Below are 17,768 nucleotides of genomic sequence, written 5' to 3'. Positions count from 1 at the left end.
GCAACATGAGTATTTTTACCAATATCAATACCTAAATAAAACATAAGATACCTCGAAAAAGAAATTTTAGATAGACACCTCAAAATCTAATAACGTTACTGCCTTATGGTATATACGAAGTACCCTGAAAGGGTCAACATCTAACTTATTCGTAAACAGTTAAAAGATTAGAGGACTCACTCTTTCAATTACGAGATTAAATCTCAAGGAGGGAACGAGTACACTCTATCTAATAACAATATTATACAGTAAAACTGAATAATACTTAGTCGATAAAGGATTATAGGTTACCTTTAACAACCTAAATACATTATATAAGGAGGTGGGATATGTTAGTTAAAGAAAATCTATTTGATAAAAGTAAAGTAGAAGTAGGAAAATTTGTTAACGAAAATGATGGAAATGTATTTATCTCTAGCCCTCCAACCCATATAGCTACAGATTTCATTTATTGTAAAGATTTGGATAAAATACAATTTACAAACGCTATAAACGTATGGCAGTTTAGGCTTGCATATTATGACGATGATAAAAATTATGTTGATGGTAATTTAATAAGTAATACATTCACTAAATTTTTAATAGATATCCCAGAAAATATATGTTACTTAAAAATATCATTTAGAAATAACAACAATACACCGGTAGACTTAGACAAACTATTTATTACAAGCGAAGAGTATAACAAAGACAATTTATATATTTTAGCAAAAGATTATATAGACGAAGAAAATAAACAATATCATAAAACAGGAAATTACAAAGAAATAAAATCAATATAAATAGGACTACTATATTCAGTAGTCTTTTTTATATAAATAAAAAGTGAAAGGAAGAATAAAAATATGACTTATCAAATTCAAAGAATGTATTACAAAAATACAAATCAAACAAGAGTAAAACTATATCAAGAAAGACCATTAAGAGAATTTGAAGTAATGCTTGATGGAGATTTAGGGAAATTAGGGGACTTTCAAATTGAGGATATGGCAAAAAAAGAACTAGCCAAAGAATTTAATCCAGTTCCAGTACTAAACGAATTAGAAAAAATGCAAGAAGACTTAAAAAACGGACAAGATGAAATCATGATGACACTTGCTGATCTCTTTGAAAAAGTAGTAGGAAATGAACAAGCAGAGGAGGTTATAAATGGCTAAAATTTATGTAAGATTAATTACAAGAGGACTAAAAACATTTGAAGATATACCAGAATGGTATAGAGAAAATGTTTATCAAGAACTTGTAAATCAAGGATTAGAAGACCTTGCTATTATAGATGGTAAACCTTATAAAGAGGATTAGTAGGATATTAATAAAGAAATAAAATTGTTTAACTTTAAAAAAGGCCTCCCTTAATTGGGAGGCTTGTTTTTTTGACAAAATATTTGTTAGATGATACTATTCAGTTGATAGAATAATTTACTCAATCACCAAGGCAGCAATAATCCCATGCTGCTTTTTTTGTTGCAAAAAACTTGTTTTATGATACTGTATATAGTATCATAATATCAGGAGGTGATTATGAGTAAATATGATAAACTCATTCCATTATAGATGAGCCTTAGCGGTTCATCTATAATATCAATTTACTCGTTGTGTATGAAAGGAAGCATAAAACAAGCAAAAAAAAATCTTGATTACTATTTATCTTTGCCATATACATTTATTACTAAAGAAATAAATGATGAATCAGGTCATTATTATGTTGGCAAAGTTGAAGAGTTGTATGATGTTAGAACTGTAGGTAATACAATAGATGAATTATATAAGAATATATATGAAGCATTAGAATTATCTATAGAAGATAGATTAGAAGATGGAGAAGAAATTCCAGAGCCAGTAGATGAAAAATATTCTGGTAGAGTTTTAGCTAGAATACCAAGAAGTTTGCATAAGCATCTAGCTGAACAAGCAAAGGCGGAGGATACTTCTTTAAATCAATTAATTGTTTATAAACTTAGTAAATAGTATTTAAGAGTGCGGTGAGAACCAATGTATAGAAAATATGAGTAGAGTATATGAGCTATCTATCTTGATAGCTCTTTTTTTGCATAAAAATATAAAATATAGGTATATGTTTATACCTCTATGAAAATAAAATCGCTTAGAAGTCGATTTATGAGGTTTTGGCTTAATTTCAAGTTTTGAGGGGATTTTTAAGTATGCCCTCTTAAATGGGAAAGTCGAGACTATGGTCTTGATTTTTTTGTGCATAAAATTAATAAAATGTACTATGTACCACTTAAAGAAGTCGGGGGCAACCGGGGGGCAACCAATTATTTATAGCTATTAAATATCATTAATAACCGTTGAAGAATTTAACGTTTGCTTGATATATAAAGCTTAGTCTCTTCCTCAATGTCGCGCCATTAGATTTTATAGAACGTTGAAAATACAACGTTCTTTTTGCTTTGTTAGTTTTGTGGGGGGCAACCGGGGGGCAATAAATCATATAATCATATTTTTTTAAATTCTTCATACATATATTCTTGCATACCTTCTTTATCTTGGATATAAAATTTTTGTGCTACTTCAAAGCTGGTATGACCTAATAATTCTTTTATAACCCTTGGATCTACTCCTGAATAGTATAAGATAGTTGCAAAAGTATATCTGCAAGTATAAGGTATTTTTCTTTTTATTCCTGCCTTATCTAATGCGGGGTAATAAATTTTATTATAAAACTCACTATCGTATTTTATGGCAGATTTATTATATTCAAGTATATTTCCGGTTCTTGATTCGTTATAAAGTGAAGTCATTATATGTTTTATTTTTGGGTGTATAAACATTATTCTTTTTCTACCGGCTTCTGTCTTTATACCAAAATTTGTTATTGTATGCTCGTTTAGGTGAATGTTTTTCTTATTTAAATATAAATACTCACCTGTCCTCATTCCTGTGAAAATAAGGCATAATACGTGTCTTGCATTTGGGTTATAGGGGATAGACTGATATAATTTTTCTATTTCCGCCTGTTTGAAGATTTCTTTTACCCTTTTTTCTTTTATGCCGCCCACTTCTATATATTGAACTGGATTATATTGTATTATATTGTCTTTTAAGGCTATTAAAAAAATCTTATTAAGACAATGCTTTAATCTTTCAATAGATGATTTAGAATAATCTTCATGGATTAATTCACCATTTTTCGTGTAAGTATAGCCTTCAAGCTCCATTTGATCTATAACAGCTTGTAATTCTGAATAAACAATAGTATGAATTTCTCTGTCATAAAGATCTTCGAACCTTTCAAAAGCTCTATCATACCTATTTTGTGTGCTTTTAACATACTTCTTGAAAGCGGTTGATGATCTGAACTTTAAATAAAAATCTTTAAAAGTTTCAGTTTTTATAGGTTCTTTATAATTAGCTATAGCATCAAAAGCTTGATTCCAGGTCTTGAAGTAACCAATAGATTTTCTTCCATATTTTTCACTTAATCTAGCTCTATATTGATTTTTTCTTATATTTCCTGATGCTGTTTTTTTAACTCTTGCTATACTACCAAAACCGTTTGGTAATTTCCTTCTTTTTGCCATTTATACCTCCTTTTTAATATAAAAAGTGGTACAATAGTACATGAATAGTACCTTGTACTATAATTCTTTATTGGAGATCCTAATCATCAACCAAAACTTTTAGGGTCTCTTTTTTTGTTTAATTGTTTATAAAATTTGCAAATACAATATGATCGCCTAGTCCACTGACTAATTTAAAGTCTAGATCTTCATGCTCAAATTCAAATCCCATATAATAATCTAGATTTCCACCAATTTTTATTTTTACAGTATAATCATTTTTATATTCATCTGGTAAATATCCTGTTTGTGTACACTTATAGACACTGTTATCATCTTCTTGTATAAGGTTGAATTCAGCTATGGTAAGAGTTGATATATCAGATGGTTTATCAAATTTATTTACAACGTTTACTGGTATTATTAATATTTTCTTGTCTGGTTCATACTCGTGATCTACAATAAAAGCATCGCCTATCTGTTTATAGTCGCCTATAAGTCCATTTATGTTAAAATAATTCTCTTCTTCATTATTTCCTGGCCCTGCTTGTATTGTTTGTGTTACTGGTTCTATAACTTGGTTATATTCTGGAATAAAATTTGGATCTTTTGTTTCGTCAGCTACTTCTTCTTGCACTGGTTGCTCATTCATTATTGTTTGAGGTTCTTCTTTTGAAGTAGCAACTTCTTCTTGTTGCACACTTGATTCAATAGCGACTGCTTCCTCTTTGGTTTCTTCTTTGTCACCACAACCTGCTAAAACTCCTAAAGCTAATGCACAAATAACAACTTTTTTGATTTTCATTTTTTCTCCTTTCATTACAAAATAACAGAATACAAAATAACTTTTCCTAAAATTTCAACTTCATCATCTTTGCTAAAAATTTTATCTTTATAAGCTGGGTTAGTTGAAAAAGGTTTAAAAATTATGTATTCATCGTTAGTATAAAAACGTTTTACCGAATATTCATATGCGGAGGTTCTATAAATTACAATATCGCCTTGTTTTAAAGACTGTAAGTCTATATTTCTTTGAACTCCAATTAGCGAATCATCGGGAATTATTTTATTCATTGACTCACCGTTTACCCTCATAAAATAAATATCTTTTGACTCTGAATATTTGCCTAAAATATAGTCGGGAACATCAAGGTGTTGAAGATTTTTAATGCCTTCAATATTTCTTGGACTTCCTGCTGATATAGGATATTCAACAAAGGGATATCTTTTCATAGATGTTGCTTTTCCTATCATTTCTATTTTATCTATAGGCTCGCCAGTTAATTCAGATATGCTTATATTGTATAAGTGTGCTAGTTGTTTTAGTTTATCAAGTGGTGGAGTGGTTCTGCCTTGCTCATAATATCCATATGCAGAAGTCGAAAGGCCTATTTTATATGCAACTTCTTCCTGGGTATAATTGTGTTCTTTTCTTAAATCTCTTATTTTATCTTTAATATCTACCATTAGACACCTCCTTTACCTGTATGTTACAATTAAAAACGGTATTATACAACAAGTAATATCGGTATTAGTACTAAAATACAAGTAATATTTAAAAAAATACTTGACAATCACAATTAAAACTTGTATAATTTAATTAAAGATAAGAAAAGAGGTGATTATTATAACTAATAATATAAAAATCTATAGAGTCATTAAAGGGGTTAATCAAAGTGAAATGGCAAAAGATATAGGTATAACACAACAAACTTTAAGCAGTATTGAAAATGGAGCAAGCACCAACTTGAAAACAGCAAAAAAAATAGCGGAATATTTTGGTGTAGGATTAGACGATATTTTTTTAAAGAAAAATACAATTAATACGTGTAAAAAAGATTTAATAGATAATCATTTACAACAATGATTTGTAATAAATGTAGTTGTTAGTAGAAAGGAGTAACAATGAAATTAAAAAAAATAGACAAGAGGTTAGGTAATGAATTAGTTCCAAAGGGAATAAAAATCACCTCTTTGGTAGAGGTGACATATCAAATAAAAAGCGACTTTAAAGAATTTAATAGAGAAGTTAAAGAATATTACTTGGAAAGTGGGGAGAGTTTAGGAAGTTTTGATCCCTTAGATCAATTTTCATCAATTATAGATGATGCTTCACTAGATATAACCTCTAAAGATAGGTAGTAAACTAAAGCATTAAGAAGTTTTTTTAGATCATTAATATCCCTATCATTATGTTTTCTTGTGTAATGTGCTTCGTCATTTCCTAGATAGGTAGTGGCTAAACCAAGGTTAATGATTTTTTGGCTATTAAGTCTTTCTATAGCTTGTTTTAATGGTAATTTAGAGGTTTTATCTTTATCCATTTTCTTATGGTTTATGAGAAAGTCTTTGACAAGAAATTCTGTGGCTTTGCGATATCCAATACCTGCAATTTGATTAAGTTTATAGTGTTCCGCAATCAAGGATTGTCTGTAGATTTCTTTGAAATCTTTGGAGAATGAGCTTATCTCATCTGGAATTACGAGGTTTGGATCATATGAATACGTATATGGAATGTACTCAGTAACATATTTTCTAGATGTTGCAATGAATTTGATTTTATAGGATAGGGCGAAATATTCGCCGCAATATTGACATTGAACCAAAAGAGCTTGCTTGGTGTTTCCAAATGCATCTGAATGCATAATAGATTTTTCTAATATAATGGGCATCATTTTTTGATGACAATGGGGGCAAATGGTTGGAATGTCGTAAGTAATATTATCTATATTTTTAGGAACGGTATCTTTTAAATTCATGTTAATCCTCCTTATATGGAGATTATACCAGAAAGATGAAAGGAGAGAGAGTGAACGAAATAAAAATAATAAAACAAAAAAATAAAACAACTATAAAAATTAATGGCATAGAAATCCCATATATAAAAGATTTTTCCTATACAGAAAATGAAGGTCCGTTTATTAAATTAAATATGGAACTTTCTATACCAAAAGATAAAATTATATTTTTAACTGATTTTTAATATATTCGGTTGTTAACATTGTCGCTATTTGAGTGATAGATTTGATGGACTGTATACCTAATTTTTTAAGGTTTTCTTTGATTCGTTCCCGGTTATTATCATTTTTAATTTGTGCTAGAAATTGATGACCTTCCCAAGAAATAGAATTAATAAGAATCGCTGTATCACCATCAACATAGTGAGAAACACTACCTAATAAGATTTCTGCTTCTATGAGTTTTTCTGCAGAATATCGAATGTCTTCTACATCAAAAGATTTGTTAGGAATATCTTCTATAAAAATAGGTTGATTATATCCTTGATTATCTTCTAAGAAGATTAATAAATAGCGTATTGCATCATAATTAAGTTTCATAAATTACCTCCTAAGGTGATTATATCAACTAATAATGAAAGGAGAAAGAATGAATGAATTGGTAAGTCTGGATCAGATTGTATCTGAAATAAAGTTTTTTGAAAATCAAGCGGTTGTTTCTTATTGGGAAATAGGCAAAAGGCTTAATCAAGCAAAAGAACAGGTAGGACATGGCAACTGGCTTAACCGGGTTAAGGATAATCTTGGATATTCGGAAAGAACTACTCAACAACTGATAAAAGTAAGCAATAGTTTTTCAAACCCGAAAACAATTTCGGATTTGAACTTTAGCAAAGTGTTAGCCTTGACAAGCATAAAAGATGAAGAAGAAAGAGACGACTTTATAGAAAAACACGATGTGGAAAGTCTCACTACAAGACAATTACAAGAGGAAATCAAGGAATATAAAGAAAGCTTGAGAAAAAATGAAGAAGAAAAAAGAGAAATAAGCGAAGAGTTAAAGGCTGCAAAGTTTGCACTAACCTATAAAGAAGAACAAATAAAAGAAGAACAAGACAAAAGGTCAAGAGCGGAGGGAGAACTTCTTTTAGAAAGGAATAGAGATCCCGAAATTATTGAAAAAGAAGTTATAAAAGAGGTGGTGCCGGAGGATTACAAGACTATAAAAAAAGAGCTTGAAAAGCTTGAAGAGGACAACAGGAAATTAAAAGACAAGTTGTTTATCGAAAAGAACAAGAAAATGGAAGCAATAAGTCAATTGGAAGCAGAACAGGCACAACAAAAAATTGTTGAAGATGTATCGGGCTTTCATTATAGGATAGCTGGATTTATCAAAGATGTAGGAGGGCTTTTATATCTAACTGAATATATAGATGAGTTGCCGGCAAGAAACAAGAAGCTATTTTTGGAGTCAATCAAATACTTAAGAGACTTTAGTGAACAACTATACAAGAACGTAGAAGAAAATTTTAAGGAGTAAAAAATGACAGAAATTAATAACAGACAAAATAAAAGTGTAAACAATCCAATGATATTAAATAACAATTTAGAAAATGTAAGTCTTGAAGATGCTATAAAAGTTTTAGTTATGACACAAAATCAGATGGGAGTAACCATACAAGACACAGCTGCAAGAATGGCAGTACAAGAGCAAAAAATGGCAAAGGTAGAATCTGACGTTAGGGACTTAAAAGAAGAAGTTAGAATAGAAGCTTTTGAAGATAAAATCATCAGAAACAAGGTTAAAGCGATTGTAAAAACAGTCTTAGGCGGTGACTATGACAACCAAAGTAAAAGAAATATAGCCTATGCTTGGGGCTATGAAGCAATAAAAGGGATTGGATATAAGGCAGCAGGCAGTACAAAAAGAAGGGACTACAAACACATCTTACAAGCTATAGATGATGGAGTTATAGATTTTACACATGAAAAAGTAAATGAAAGATACAGAAAGATAAAGGAGGTTAAGGAAAGTTAACCAAGAAAGGAGTGGTTTATGGAGAAACTTATTATATCTGTAGAAGAAGCTATATCAGAAATTGGTGGAATGGCTATATCGGGACTTAATGAGGATATTCTTAGATCAATGTTAAGGGCTGATATATGTAGTTTTGGAAAAGCTTATAAAAAATTTGAAGATAACGAAAGATATTACTACATGATTGATAGGCAGGCCTTGATAAGGTGCATAGAGGGCAAACAAAGTTTTTTTAAATAATTTAAATAAAAGGAGATAGAAAATGATTGAAAAATTATTAAAAAACAACAAGAAAAAAGTTACAAGAAGCGAAAGAATGAAGGCTAAAGCAGAAAGAGATCAAAGGAGGATTGATGAAAGAGAAGCAAAGAAAAAAGAATTTATGACAAGAGTAGATACTTGGGGTTATGAACTTGCTAAAGACTTATAGACAAAAGAAAAAAGAATGTGCCGAATTGGGAAAAAAGCATCATTCTTTATAAATAAGTATATCAGAAATTAAAGGAAAAATAAATGAATATATTTGATTTAAATAATAAAACTTTAATAGAAAAAGTACACATAATTAAAGAATTTGATATAGGTTTTATAATTGCTCTTTTAAAAATGGGAGAAATAAGAGGTTTAAATAGAGATAATGACGAAGAATTTTATCTATTAGATCAAGAACTAGAAAAAAGGTCCAGACAACTTGTAAAAACAATTTATTCTTAAAAATTGGAGGATTAATGATAAATGTAAAATTTACAGTCCCTATAACATTTAAGGCGACTTTACCAGTAAATATAGAAAGTAATGATCAAGATGTTATTGATGCAGCTTTAAGGGAAATACCTACGGCTGACATGGTTGACTTTGATGCAAATTTGATTGATATAGATTGGGATTCAGCAGTAGAAGTTGAGAATTGGGAGGTTTATGAATGAGAATTCAAGTTAGAACAGTTGTATATAGAGAATATGTAATGAATATTAGTCCAGAAGAAGTTGAAAACTTAGGCGGTTTTGAAGATGCGATTAGAACAAATATGGGCTATCACAATGAGACTACAAAGTCAGATGAGATTATTATAGATAAAACGGTATTACCAGAAGATCAAAAAGATTTTGAATATATGAAAGAAATTGGTGTAAAAGCCGACAAAATTATTGAAGATATGGAATATCGGAACGAGATGGACAATATTTATCAATCAGAAATCAAGTTAGAAGAAGACGGAAAGGTGGCTTTTTAATGAAATTATATGAAATATCACAAAGTTACAATTCATTATTAGATGCAGACCTTGAAGGGCCAGAATTTGAAAAGGCCCTAAAGGTTATAGACGATGCTTTTGACTTAAAAGCTGAAAACCTAGCAAAACTTATTAGATCAATTAAAGGAGATATAGAAGCGGTAAAGCTAGAAGAAAAAAGATTGCAAGCTAAAAGAAAAACGTATGAAAACAAGATAAAAAGAATAGAAGAATATCTATTTAATAATCTTCAAATGACCGATAAAAAGAAAGTTCAAACTCCACTTTTCACAATAGCAATACAAAAAAATCCAGCGAAATTAGTTGTTAAAAATGAGGAAAAGATACCTGATAAATACTTTAAAACTATAAGACAACTAGATAAGGCAAGCCTAAAAGAAGATATAAAAGAAGGTCTAGAAGTCGACTATGCGGAACTAATACAAACTGAAAGTGTGAGAATAAGATGAAAGAATTTAGGCTTTTAAAAGCAGATGAAATAGAAGTGAGAATCAGTCATACAAGTCACGATCTACAAAGTGCAATGTTACTTCTATACAAAGATGCAAGATGCGATATGAAAATCCTAGATGAAACATTAGGAATAACGGGTTGGCAAAGAACACATGAAGTTATAAATGGACAATTATTTTGCAATGTATCTATCTATGACGATGAAAAAGAGTGTTGGATAGTAAAACAAGACGTCGGCACAGAAAGCTTTTCAGAAGCTGAAAAAGGTAGAGCTAGTGATTCATTTAAAAGGGCTTGTTTTAACCTTGGTATAGGTAGAGAACTATATACAGCTCCTATTATATGGGTTAGAAGCGATACAAAAATAAATACCAAAAAAGACCGGAACTTAAAAAAATATAGAGTAAAAAGCATAAATTATGATGACGATAGAAAAATCAAATATGTAGAAATTGAAGGCTATATAAAATCAAAAAATAAATGGGAAGTGGTTTATCCAGCCTATCAAAATAAAAACAATTATAAAAAGAATAATAACAAAAAAAATATAAGACCAGAAATCCAACACATGCAAGATATTGCAAAAAAAGTAGGTATATCAGGCCAAACAATAACAGAAAAAGCAAGTAGAGATTTTGGAAAGACAAAATCATCCGAACTAACAAGTGAAGAAATAAACGAACTTATAGCACGGATGACGCAAGAAAGTTTTGCATAAAGGGGGTAGTTAATTGGATAAAAAAATCCATTTTAAAGAATTTGAATATAACGAAATCGAGATACATGAATATCTTCAAATGCCTAGAATTTTATTATCTAATGAATACTTTAAAAAACTATCAGTTGATGCAATTGTACTTTATACCTTGCTATTAGATACCTATAAATTAAGTACTAAAAACGGTTGGAGGGATGAAGATGGAAAAGTTTATATTAAATTTTCTATAGAAAGGATATGCGAACTATTAAAATGTTCACGACCAACTGCCATTAAAATTTTAAAAGAATTAGATGACGAACATGGAATAGGACTTGTCCATATAAAAAAACAAAAGCAAGGACTACCAAACTTAATATATGTTAATAACTTTAATAATAAAGAATTATTCAGTGTAAAAAGCTTATTAGATTATGAAGATAAAGACTTGAATAATTTAGAAAGTAGTAAAAAAGTTTTACCAGTAAAGAATATTAACGGGTTAAAAAATTTTACTGGAGTAGTAAAAAAGTTTTACCAGTCACCAGTAAAAAATCTTTACCCTAATAAGAATGAATATATTAGTAATAATAATAGTAAGAATGAATATATAAGCGATGATCCAACTCCATATAAAGAGATTATTCAATATTTAAATAAGAAAACAAATAAGAGTTATAAATTCAGTGCATATCAAAATAGGAAATTAATAAAAGCTAGATGGAATGAAGGATATACTTTTGAGGATTTTAAAAAAGTTATAGATAACAAAACAAATGAATGGATAGACGATCAAAAAATGAACAAATTTTTAAGACCTACAACTTTATTTGGAAATAAATTTGATCAATATTTAAACGAAACAAGCATAAAAAATAAAGCTAGTGATAAATCAGATTTAGGTGAATTTAACTCATATGCAGACAATTATATACCAACTGATAAATATCGGGACAAAGTATTGAGGGATTTAAATGAGTAGATTTTTAGATGGAAGCAGTCCTATATGTGATAGAGGAAGGATAGAAAGAATTATTAAGATACAAAGATTTTTAAAGGAAAAAGGAAAAATCAAGGAAGCAGAAGAATTAAGAAAAGATATTAATAGGCACATAGAAAAATATAAAGAAGTATATAAAGAATATTTTTAGGGGTGATTTATGAATACAGTAATACTTTCAGGAAGATTAACAAAAGACCCAGAGCTTAGATACACACAGTCACAAAAGGCGGTGGTATCTTTCACACTTGCGGTTGACAGGGGACTTAGCAAGCAAAAAAGACAGGAAGCCGAAGGGGCGGGATGCCCGACGGCCGACTTTATCAGAGTTATAGTCTTTGGTTTACAAGCTGAAAACGCATCAAAGTATTTAAGCAAGGGCAGTAAGTGCTTGATTGACGGCAGGATTCAAACAGGATCATACGAGGATAGGCAAACAGGTAAGAGAATTTACACAACAGATGTAATTGCAGAAAGAGTTGAGTACCTGGATAGCCAAAATTCTACAAAAACAGGGTCAAATTCAAATGAAAACAATTTAGGCGATAATTTATATGGCGAAAATAATAATTTGAATACAGGGGCAAATAATGATGATTTCTTTGAAGATGATTTTGAGGAGATGGGCGATGGACAAATACCGTTTTAATTTGGAAGTTGGAAAAGCCTACAAAGTAGAACCGAAGAAAAAGGATAAAAGAAAAATAAATATGTGTGCAGTAGATAGCGGGATATATAAAGCAAAACTAATTGAAGTTAATAATAGAATAGCAATTTTTGATGATGGCCTATACAAAAAAAGCGAGATGATAAAAGACTACAGGATAGGTTGGATAGCTAGTTAGGAGGAAATATGCAACTAAAAATTAACTATGTAATTGACATAGACATACCAAAAGACTTTGAGGATAGCATTCGTTATGGACTTGACAAGAAATATCTCAAGGAGACACTTAAAGGCTTAAATGATGAGTTTATAGGCGGAGAAGATCTGACTTACGAAAGCATATTAGAGGCGATATTTGGTGATGACAGGGTTACTGTAAAATAGGATAATTACCCACTTTAAATGTATAAATGAATAGAAAGGTAAGCCATGAACACTATGGAAGAATTAACAACAATAGATAAACAATTTTATCCTACACCAAAAAACTTAGCACAGGCCTTGTTTGAAATGGCGGTAAAGGAAAAAGAAAACAAGTACTTAGGAAAACACCTAGTATATCCAAAACTAGATAGAATTTTAGAGCCTAGTGCAGGTAAGGGAGATTTAATAGACGAGTTTATAAAGTTTGCACAAGAAAAGTTTGGATATAACGAAAGATACAAAGAAATTGATGTAATAGAATTAGATTTCAATTTACAAGGAATACTCAAACACAAAGGCTATAGAGTAGTTTATGATGATTTTTTATCTTATCAATCACCTATTAAATATGACTTTATAGTTATGAACCCACCATTTAAAAATGGGGATAGTCACTTATTAAAAGCCCTGGATTTAATGAAAGATGGTGGAGAAATACTATGTATTTTAAATGCAGAAACAATAAAAAATCCATATTCAAATACAAGAAAACTACTTGTTGAAAAATTAGAAGAATACAAGGCGGAAATAAAATACGTTGATAGCGGTTTTGCTGATGCCGAAAGAAAAACAGATGTAGAAGTTGCCTTAATACATGTGGATATTGAAAAAAATATAGAAAACTTTAAGTCAAATATCTTTGACGATATGAAAAAGGCAAATGAGGAAGAATTTAAAGAAAAGCAAGGCGGAAACTTTTTAACACAAAATAACTTAATAGATAGTCTTATAGAACAATACAACCTAGAAATTAAATCAGGTAAGAAACTAATTGACGAATATTTAAAGTTAAAATCAATCAAGTTATTAGATGATTCAAGTGTCATAGGTTCATTGACTTTGGCCCTTGATTTTTATGGAAAAGAGACCATAACCGAAAGAGATTATAATATGGATTTTAATAAATATGTAGAAAATACCAGACTTAAATATTGGAGATATTTATTTAGATCAAACAAGCTTGGAAATATGCTGACAAGTGATAGAAGGCAAGAGCTACACAATCAGTTAGAAGATTTCAAAAATTTTGAATTTGATGCCTATAATATTTTCCAACTACAACAAAACATGACAAGCAATCTAACAGAAAGCATAGACGATTCAATTATGGATTTGTTTGATATGTTAAGCAAAAAATATGCTTATAGCGATTCAATAGAAAATGGTAATGTGCATTATTACACAGGTTGGAAAACTAACAAGGCCTATAAAATCAATAAGAAGTGCATTATACCTTATAGCAGTATAGGTATATTTGCAGATAGATTTGATATTACAAACAATCAAGAAAAAGTTATCGACATAATTATAGCCTTGGGCTATTTAGATGGAAAAGTAATAAATAGAAATGAAATAGTAATAATGTTGGCGGAAGCACAAAGTAGAGGTCAATCAAAGAATGTAGAACTACCATATTTAAGAATGGATTTCTACAAAAAAGGTACTGCACATATAAAATTTACAGACCTTGAACTACTAAAAAAATTAAATAGATATGCAGCAAAAAATAGAAATTGGTTGCCACCAAACTATGGCAAGAAAAATTATAAAGATATGAACGAAGAAGAAAAAAATATAGTTGATGACTTTGAAGGAAAAGAAACTTATCAAAAGGATCTAGAAGACGGAAAACTAATTTTAGATAATGTGAAAATGATAGGTGCTAGATTGTAAAGGAGATAAAAAATGTTATTTGATACGGTTTATAAAAAGGTTATGGGAATAGAGACAAACAAATATAATGGATCATTAAAAGAATTGGAAGTAAAAATGACTATTGATAAAAGAGGAGGAACATTAAGCATAGGAAATGGCACAACACAATTTTCTATAGCTATTGAAGATCTTTACCCATATGTAGAAATAGCAAAAAAGACAAAGAGAGAATATAACGGTTTTAAAGGAATATAGGAGGACAGATGAATTTACTTAGTGAGATGACAGATCTTGAACTTGAAAGAGAGATCAAAAGTCGGCAAAGAATGTGTGATAGGTTGCCTTTAGCTATGACTGGCAGTACACGCCTAGTTATTGAAAGTACCCTAGAAAATTTAAAGGACGAGAAAAGAGAAAGACAGTTAAATGAGAAAGACAAATTACAGTAAGTATAGATCGAAAAAAGTTGTTGTAGATGGTATTGAGTTTGCCAGCAAGAAAGAAGCTAGAAGATATCAAGAGTTGAAACTTTTAGAAAGGGCGGGGGCTATAAAGGCCCTAGAACTTCAACCTATATTTTTATTACAAGATAAATTCAGATACGACAATAAGGGCTATAGAAAAATCGAGTATATAGCAGATTTTAAATATATAGACAAAGACGGAAACGTAGTTGTAGAAGATGTTAAGTCGAAAGGAACGGCAACTTCTGTGTACAAAATTAAGAAAAAATTATTTTTGAAAAAGTATGGGGATAAGTACAAATTCTTTGAAAACTATATGTAAGCTTGCAGGCTTGGCTATGATTTTGTGTTTACAAAACGTACAAATTGGAAATATGGGGTGTTTTATGATGTGAATAGGCAGGAAATTAGACGATTATCAAGAATGAAAAGTGCGGACTTTGAGAAAGAGCTAAAAAAGATAATCAAAGATGAATTGAATAGAAATCTAGAGAAGCAGCTAAATAATGAAAGAATAAAAATTTTGGCGGTATATCTTGAAACCTTGCATGATGAATTTGGTTTTGGTGATGTTAGAATGACAAGGTTACAAGATAGAATAGTTTATAAATTAAATTGTATCGGTGAAGGTTATACGACTTTTGCCGATATAATGGAAAACTTAAATATTAAGATGAAGGAGAAATGATGCAGGCAATAAAAATATTATCAGTAGTTGCACTTATAAGCTTAGTTTTGTTAAGTGTAGCATTAATAATTTTTGAAGAAAAAGGGTCAGAAAGGCTTATAAGTACAATTATATTTTTGACAGGTATAAATGTAGCATTAATTTTTGGTCTTGCGGTAAGTGTGGTTTGTATTTTTAGGTACTTAGGATAAAGGGATATTAACGATTAGCTGTTGTAAATGAAAATTGTATTTTAGTTGATTTTAACGGAGATGAGGATTTAGAAACTATATTTCTAACAAATGATATAAAATTAATGCAATATAGCGGGCTGAAGGATAAAAACGGTAGGGAAATTTATGATGGGGATATTTGTAGATGGACTGACCCCGAAGCTTTTGAAGGGGAAATAATATCGGATACTTTTATTGCTAGATATAGCGATGAATATTTAAAATGGATTGGAGAAAATAATAATTCATATCATGATTTATACGATTTTACAGATGATAGGGGATTAGAATTGATAGGTAATATATATGAAAATCCAGAACTATTAGAGGAGGTAGAAGAGTGAAATACAGAAAAAAGCCGATAGTAATTGAAGCTATACAATATCAAAAAAAGCATATATTTAGAGCCTTAGATTTTTGTAACGTGATGAAATATAACCCTGATGACAACGAATACTATATACAAACTTTAGAAGGTAATATGTTATTAACCGAAGGTGACTATATTATTAAAGGAGTAAACGGAGAATTTTATCCATGCAAGCCAGACATTTTTAATAAAACATATGAGGTAGAAGAGTGAAAAAGTGTGAAGTTATTGCTAATGGTGAGAAATATACTGCTGATTTTTATGGGGTTTTTCAGTTGTCAACGGTAATAGACCCGTCGCCTATGATTGGCGGGCACCCTGGTGGTGTTATTGCCTATCCTGTTGCGGTAGTTAATTTTGGTGATGGTGATGGACTTATTAATTTACCTATTGAGAACATAGCGAAAGTTTATGAGGTTGTAGATGAATAGGAAAAAGAGATGAATCAACAAAGAAAAAACCAAGTATCTTTGATATTAAGTCTTGCGGTTAGTGTAGTTAGTATTTTTAGGTATTTAGGATAGGAGGAGAATTATGACTTATGAAGAATTACAAGAAAAAGTTCTAGAATGGGCAGATGAAAAAGACTTATTACATGAAGAAAATGCAGACAAACAGTTTATAAAATTTATTGAAGAAGTCTTTGAATTTAAAACTGAAATGAATAATATTTTAGAAGTTAGACCTCAATATAACGATTCTAGAGATATTCATTATTTTGAGTATGAGGCTATGGAAAAGTGCTTAGAGTTAGAATTTGGTGATATCTTAGTTACTTTAATTATACTTGCACAACAACTAGACTTAGATCCTGTTGAGTGCCTAGAACTTGCTTATAACAAGATTAAGGATAGACAAGGAAAAACTATAAATGGAACTTTTGTCAAGGAGGAAGACTTATAGATGGAAAAAGAAAGTGTAGATCACCCTTCACATTATCAGGGAAATGAATTTGAAGTAATAGATATCATAGAAGACTATAAGCTTGGGTTTAATCGAGGTAATGTTGTTAAATATGTATTAAGGGCAAGAAAAAAAGGTAGTGAAATTGAAGATTATAAAAAGGCTATTTTTTATTTAAAAAGACAAATAGCAAAAAGGGAGAAAGAACTTGCAGAAGAAAAACAATTATAATCAAGTTAAAAAAATATTAATAGATTATGGAGAAGATAAAAAAAGAATATATATCAAAGGAAATGCAATAAAAAACCTAGATAATAAGCTTGATATGTTACAGGCCGGGTGGAGTTCAAGCGAACCGACACAGGGAGGAGGGACAAGTCAAGAGGATAAAGTTATTAAATTATTAGATAAAAAAAAGATACTAGAAAAAGAAATAGAAGACATTAGATCAAATAACTATGAATTAAAGTATGCGATAAAGCAACTAGATAACACTAGTAAAGTAATTATATATAACGTATGGATAAATAGAACACATACAATGAGACAACAAGCAAAAGAATTATATATGTCTAAAAGTACAGTATATAACAAGTCCGAGTTAGCTATAAAGGAAATTTATAAAATAAGGAAAGAACAAGGATATAATTTTAACAAGTTGGACAAAAACTGGACAAGCTATT

At 30.0% G+C, this 17,768-nt stretch carries 38 protein-coding genes; 33 read left to right on the top strand and 5 right to left on the bottom strand.

The genetic code is table 11. The features are described from left to right. Positions 1 to 329 precede the first annotated feature (329 nt). From Q0410_RS02220 to Q0410_RS02205, 4 genes are all read left to right on the top strand, one after another. Positions 330 to 782, top strand: coding sequence for a hypothetical protein (locus Q0410_RS02220; RefSeq protein ID WP_299032440.1), 453 nt, complete (start codon positions 330 to 332; stop codon positions 780 to 782). 63 nt (positions 783 to 845) lie between these two features. Beyond that, on the top strand, positions 846 to 1,157 hold the full coding sequence (locus tag Q0410_RS02215; protein WP_299032438.1) for a hypothetical protein: 312 nt from the start codon (positions 846 to 848) through the stop codon (positions 1,155 to 1,157). Continuing rightward, on the top strand, positions 1,150 to 1,302 hold the full coding sequence (locus tag Q0410_RS02210; RefSeq protein WP_299032436.1) for a CD1375 family protein: 153 nt from the start codon (positions 1,150 to 1,152) through the stop codon (positions 1,300 to 1,302). The genes Q0410_RS02215 and Q0410_RS02210 overlap by 8 nt, the downstream gene beginning before the upstream one ends. A 297-nt stretch (positions 1,303 to 1,599) precedes the next feature. Next, positions 1,600 to 1,968 (top strand): toxin-antitoxin system HicB family antitoxin, encoded by a 369-nt coding sequence (locus Q0410_RS02205; RefSeq protein ID WP_299032434.1) that lies wholly within the window; start codon positions 1,600 to 1,602, stop codon positions 1,966 to 1,968. Between the two features lie 488 nt (positions 1,969 to 2,456). On the opposite strand, the gene Q0410_RS02200 is transcribed toward Q0410_RS02205, so the two are convergent. The 3 genes from Q0410_RS02200 to Q0410_RS02190 form a co-directional block, all read right to left on the bottom strand. After that, positions 2,457 to 3,542, bottom strand: coding sequence for a site-specific integrase (locus Q0410_RS02200; protein WP_299032432.1), 1,086 nt, complete (start codon positions 3,540 to 3,542; stop codon positions 2,457 to 2,459). Between the two features lie 118 nt (positions 3,543 to 3,660). Continuing rightward, a complete protein-coding gene (locus Q0410_RS02195; RefSeq protein WP_299032430.1) occupies positions 3,661 to 4,326 on the bottom strand; it encodes a hypothetical protein in 666 nt (221 codons plus the stop codon). Positions 4,327 to 4,340: 14 nt separating this feature from the next. Beyond that, a complete protein-coding gene (locus tag Q0410_RS02190) occupies positions 4,341 to 4,988 on the bottom strand; it encodes a LexA family transcriptional regulator (protein ID WP_299032428.1) in 648 nt (215 codons plus the stop codon). A gap of 151 nt (positions 4,989 to 5,139) precedes the next feature. Between Q0410_RS02190 and Q0410_RS02185 the strand changes: the two genes are divergently transcribed. Together Q0410_RS02185 and Q0410_RS02180 are read left to right on the top strand one after the other, a co-directional pair. Continuing rightward, positions 5,140 to 5,388: a helix-turn-helix transcriptional regulator gene (locus tag Q0410_RS02185; protein WP_299032426.1), complete on the top strand. Its 249-nt coding sequence runs from the start codon at positions 5,140 to 5,142 to the stop codon at positions 5,386 to 5,388. A gap of 38 nt (positions 5,389 to 5,426) precedes the next feature. Continuing rightward, positions 5,427 to 5,663, top strand: a complete 237-nt coding sequence (locus Q0410_RS02180; protein WP_299032424.1) for a hypothetical protein — start codon at positions 5,427 to 5,429, stop codon at positions 5,661 to 5,663. Here the strand turns inward: Q0410_RS02180 and Q0410_RS02175 are convergent. Beyond that, entirely contained in the window at positions 5,606 to 6,280 is a 675-nt protein-coding gene (locus Q0410_RS02175; protein ID WP_299032422.1) for a hypothetical protein, read from the bottom strand. The two genes, Q0410_RS02180 and Q0410_RS02175, sit on opposite strands and share 58 nt — an antisense overlap. Positions 6,281 to 6,330: 50 nt before the next feature. Here Q0410_RS02175 and Q0410_RS02170 point away from each other — a divergent pair, with 50 nt between their 5' ends. Continuing rightward, positions 6,331 to 6,504 carry a hypothetical protein gene (locus Q0410_RS02170; protein ID WP_299032420.1) on the top strand — a complete coding sequence of 58 codons (174 nt, stop codon included), beginning with the start codon at positions 6,331 to 6,333 and terminating at the stop codon, positions 6,502 to 6,504. Here the strand turns inward: Q0410_RS02170 and Q0410_RS02165 are convergent. Then, positions 6,482 to 6,859 carry a DUF2513 domain-containing protein gene (locus tag Q0410_RS02165; RefSeq protein ID WP_299032418.1) on the bottom strand — a complete coding sequence of 126 codons (378 nt, stop codon included), beginning with the start codon at positions 6,857 to 6,859 and terminating at the stop codon, positions 6,482 to 6,484. The genes Q0410_RS02170 and Q0410_RS02165 overlap by 23 nt on opposite strands. A gap of 49 nt (positions 6,860 to 6,908) precedes the next feature. Here Q0410_RS02165 and Q0410_RS02160 point away from each other — a divergent pair, with 49 nt between their 5' ends. The 26 genes from Q0410_RS02160 to Q0410_RS02035 form a co-directional block, all read left to right on the top strand. Then, positions 6,909 to 7,799, top strand: a complete 891-nt coding sequence (locus Q0410_RS02160; protein WP_299032416.1) for a DUF3102 domain-containing protein — start codon at positions 6,909 to 6,911, stop codon at positions 7,797 to 7,799. A gap of 3 nt (positions 7,800 to 7,802) precedes the next feature. Continuing rightward, entirely contained in the window at positions 7,803 to 8,297 is a 495-nt protein-coding gene (locus Q0410_RS02155; protein WP_299032414.1) for an ORF6C domain-containing protein, read from the top strand. Positions 8,298 to 8,315: 18 nt separating this feature from the next. Further along, on the top strand, positions 8,316 to 8,537 hold the full coding sequence (locus tag Q0410_RS02150) for a hypothetical protein (protein WP_299032412.1): 222 nt from the start codon (positions 8,316 to 8,318) through the stop codon (positions 8,535 to 8,537). 22 nt (positions 8,538 to 8,559) lie between these two features. Next, a complete protein-coding gene (locus Q0410_RS02145; RefSeq protein WP_299032410.1) occupies positions 8,560 to 8,727 on the top strand; it encodes a hypothetical protein in 168 nt (55 codons plus the stop codon). An 83-nt stretch (positions 8,728 to 8,810) separates the two neighbouring features. Further along, positions 8,811 to 9,011, top strand: coding sequence for a hypothetical protein (locus Q0410_RS02140; protein ID WP_299032408.1), 201 nt, complete (start codon positions 8,811 to 8,813; stop codon positions 9,009 to 9,011). Positions 9,012 to 9,025: 14 nt separating this feature from the next. Further along, entirely contained in the window at positions 9,026 to 9,223 is a 198-nt protein-coding gene (locus Q0410_RS02135; protein ID WP_299032406.1) for a hypothetical protein, read from the top strand. After that, on the top strand, positions 9,220 to 9,531 hold the full coding sequence (locus tag Q0410_RS02130) for a hypothetical protein (RefSeq protein ID WP_299032404.1): 312 nt from the start codon (positions 9,220 to 9,222) through the stop codon (positions 9,529 to 9,531). The genes Q0410_RS02135 and Q0410_RS02130 overlap by 4 nt, the downstream gene beginning before the upstream one ends. Next, entirely contained in the window at positions 9,531 to 10,001 is a 471-nt protein-coding gene (locus Q0410_RS02125; protein WP_299032402.1) for a siphovirus Gp157 family protein, read from the top strand. Before Q0410_RS02130 ends, Q0410_RS02125 begins: the two co-directional genes overlap by 1 nt. Next, positions 9,998 to 10,723, top strand: coding sequence for a Rad52/Rad22 family DNA repair protein (locus Q0410_RS02120; protein ID WP_299032400.1), 726 nt, complete (start codon positions 9,998 to 10,000; stop codon positions 10,721 to 10,723). The genes Q0410_RS02125 and Q0410_RS02120 overlap by 4 nt, the downstream gene beginning before the upstream one ends. A 13-nt stretch (positions 10,724 to 10,736) precedes the next feature. Continuing rightward, positions 10,737 to 11,684 carry a conserved phage C-terminal domain-containing protein gene (locus tag Q0410_RS02115; protein ID WP_299032398.1) on the top strand — a complete coding sequence of 316 codons (948 nt, stop codon included), beginning with the start codon at positions 10,737 to 10,739 and terminating at the stop codon, positions 11,682 to 11,684. Further along, entirely contained in the window at positions 11,677 to 11,853 is a 177-nt protein-coding gene (locus Q0410_RS02110; RefSeq protein WP_299032396.1) for a hypothetical protein, read from the top strand. The genes Q0410_RS02115 and Q0410_RS02110 overlap by 8 nt, the downstream gene beginning before the upstream one ends. Before the next feature lie 9 nt (positions 11,854 to 11,862). Beyond that, the gene (locus Q0410_RS02105; RefSeq protein WP_299032395.1) at positions 11,863 to 12,351 is read left to right on the top strand and encodes a single-stranded DNA-binding protein; all 489 of its coding nucleotides are present in this window, start codon (positions 11,863 to 11,865) and stop codon (positions 12,349 to 12,351) included. Continuing rightward, positions 12,332 to 12,547, top strand: coding sequence for a hypothetical protein (locus tag Q0410_RS02100; protein WP_299032393.1), 216 nt, complete (start codon positions 12,332 to 12,334; stop codon positions 12,545 to 12,547). Before Q0410_RS02105 ends, Q0410_RS02100 begins: the two co-directional genes overlap by 20 nt. An 8-nt stretch (positions 12,548 to 12,555) precedes the next feature. After that, on the top strand, positions 12,556 to 12,753 hold the full coding sequence (locus Q0410_RS02095; protein WP_299032391.1) for a hypothetical protein: 198 nt from the start codon (positions 12,556 to 12,558) through the stop codon (positions 12,751 to 12,753). A 54-nt stretch (positions 12,754 to 12,807) separates the two neighbouring features. After that, complete coding sequence (locus Q0410_RS02090; protein WP_299032389.1) at positions 12,808 to 14,466, top strand: DUF4942 domain-containing protein; 1,659 nt, start codon at positions 12,808 to 12,810, stop codon at positions 14,464 to 14,466. Between the two features lie 12 nt (positions 14,467 to 14,478). Then, a complete protein-coding gene (locus tag Q0410_RS02085; RefSeq protein ID WP_299032387.1) occupies positions 14,479 to 14,703 on the top strand; it encodes a hypothetical protein in 225 nt (74 codons plus the stop codon). Between the two features lie 8 nt (positions 14,704 to 14,711). Continuing rightward, positions 14,712 to 14,897 carry a hypothetical protein gene (locus tag Q0410_RS02080; RefSeq protein WP_299032385.1) on the top strand — a complete coding sequence of 62 codons (186 nt, stop codon included), beginning with the start codon at positions 14,712 to 14,714 and terminating at the stop codon, positions 14,895 to 14,897. Then, the gene (locus Q0410_RS02075; protein WP_299032381.1) at positions 14,875 to 15,234 is read left to right on the top strand and encodes a DUF1064 domain-containing protein; all 360 of its coding nucleotides are present in this window, start codon (positions 14,875 to 14,877) and stop codon (positions 15,232 to 15,234) included. The genes Q0410_RS02080 and Q0410_RS02075 overlap by 23 nt, the downstream gene beginning before the upstream one ends. 69 nt (positions 15,235 to 15,303) lie before the next feature. After that, positions 15,304 to 15,600 carry a hypothetical protein gene (locus tag Q0410_RS02070; protein WP_299032379.1) on the top strand — a complete coding sequence of 99 codons (297 nt, stop codon included), beginning with the start codon at positions 15,304 to 15,306 and terminating at the stop codon, positions 15,598 to 15,600. Continuing rightward, entirely contained in the window at positions 15,600 to 15,791 is a 192-nt protein-coding gene (locus Q0410_RS02065) for a hypothetical protein (protein ID WP_299032377.1), read from the top strand. The genes Q0410_RS02070 and Q0410_RS02065 overlap by 1 nt, the downstream gene beginning before the upstream one ends. Positions 15,792 to 15,829: 38 nt before the next feature. Beyond that, complete coding sequence (locus tag Q0410_RS02060; protein ID WP_299032442.1) at positions 15,830 to 16,156, top strand: YopX family protein; 327 nt, start codon at positions 15,830 to 15,832, stop codon at positions 16,154 to 16,156. Then, positions 16,153 to 16,395: a hypothetical protein gene (locus Q0410_RS02055; protein WP_299032375.1), complete on the top strand. Its 243-nt coding sequence runs from the start codon at positions 16,153 to 16,155 to the stop codon at positions 16,393 to 16,395. The genes Q0410_RS02060 and Q0410_RS02055 overlap by 4 nt, the downstream gene beginning before the upstream one ends. Before the next feature lie 62 nt (positions 16,396 to 16,457). After that, positions 16,458 to 16,613 (top strand): hypothetical protein, encoded by a 156-nt coding sequence (locus Q0410_RS02050; protein WP_299032373.1) that lies wholly within the window; start codon positions 16,458 to 16,460, stop codon positions 16,611 to 16,613. Between the two features lie 103 nt (positions 16,614 to 16,716). Then, positions 16,717 to 17,085 carry a MazG-like family protein gene (locus Q0410_RS02045; RefSeq protein ID WP_299032372.1) on the top strand — a complete coding sequence of 123 codons (369 nt, stop codon included), beginning with the start codon at positions 16,717 to 16,719 and terminating at the stop codon, positions 17,083 to 17,085. Next, positions 17,086 to 17,316 (top strand): DUF3310 domain-containing protein, encoded by a 231-nt coding sequence (locus Q0410_RS02040; protein ID WP_299032371.1) that lies wholly within the window; start codon positions 17,086 to 17,088, stop codon positions 17,314 to 17,316. Continuing rightward, positions 17,294 to 17,768: DUF1492 domain-containing protein (locus Q0410_RS02035; RefSeq protein WP_299032370.1), on the top strand; the 475-nt coding region annotated here is incomplete at its 3' end. The genes Q0410_RS02040 and Q0410_RS02035, both read left to right, overlap by 23 nt.

Origin of the sequence: uncultured Anaerococcus sp., from assembly GCF_937934665.1 — a bacterium.
GTDB lineage: Bacteria > Bacillota > Clostridia > Tissierellales > Peptoniphilaceae > Anaerococcus.
The sequence above is the reverse complement of the archived record's forward strand: the minus strand, read 5'-3'. Positions and strand labels throughout refer to the sequence as shown.